Annotated in this window: 2 protein-coding genes; both read left to right on the top strand. The window is 57.9% G+C overall.

Going from position 1 to position 795, the window contains the following annotated elements; genetic code table 11:
• Positions 1-87: 87 nt before the first annotated feature.
• Entirely contained in the window at positions 88-450 is a 363-nt protein-coding gene (locus ACR0CW_RS23180; protein ID WP_480767165.1) for a helix-turn-helix domain-containing protein, read from the top strand.
• Between the two features lie 61 nt (positions 451-511).
• On the top strand, positions 512-795 hold a 284-nt coding region (locus ACR0CW_RS23175), incomplete at its 3' end, for a transposase (protein ID WP_480789589.1).

Here is a 795-nt window from a genome sequence, read left to right as displayed (position 1 = left end):
TAGAGCGCGTCTGGCTTTATCAGATTCAGTCTTCCCCAGTTTTCTGATCCGTGATTCCATATCTTTGAGCAGATATGGAGGTAGCAGATGGGTAAACCACATCCCCTCGCGTTGCGGGAGCGGGTTGTCGCCTTTGTGGAGGAAGGCAACACGCACCGGTCATCAGCCGCGCATTTTCGTGTTTCGATCAAGTTTGTGAACGATATGGTCAAGCTGAAGCGGACAACCGGGAGGCTGGACCCAAAGCCGCAAGGCCGCCGTGGCCATGGCAAATTGTCCGGTGTGTCAGGTTGGGTGCGTGAGCAGATGCAGGCGCGGCCAGCCACGACACTGGACGAACTGCGGTTTGCTCTGGAGCGCGAACATGGGATCGCAGTGCACCGTTCTTCGGTGGGCGGTTTGCTACACCGGCTCGGTCTGTCACACAAAAAAAGACCTGCGGGCCAGTGAGCAGAAGCGCCCCGATGTCGCGCGGGACCGGGCGATCTGGATCAATCGCCGCCAGCCCTTCATGCGTAACTATCTGGAACGCCTCCTGTTTATCGACGAAACCAGTCTGAAGACCAACATGACAAAGACATGTGGTTGGGCCCCGGTCGGTGACCGGCTGATCGACCATGCGCCCGCTGGGCGCTGGACCACCCAGACATTCATCGCTGGTTTGCGACATGATCGCATAGATGCCACTGGCGTGATCAATGGTGCGATGGATCGCGCGATGTTTGAGCTTTATGTCGAAGGCATCCTCGCACCTGCATTGCGGCCAGGAGACGTCGTGATCCTCGACAACCTACC

It is taken from the genome of Ruegeria sp. CH6 (assembly GCF_056537005.1).
Note: the sequence above shows the minus strand (reverse complement) of the source record. Positions and strands in the feature narration are given on the sequence as shown.

Excerpts from the sequence above, each read along its gene's own strand:
- ACR0CW_RS23180 (WP_480767165.1), top strand. The coding sequence starts at position 88 with ATGGGTAAACCACATCCCCTCGCGTTGCGGGAGCGGGTTGTCGCCTTT.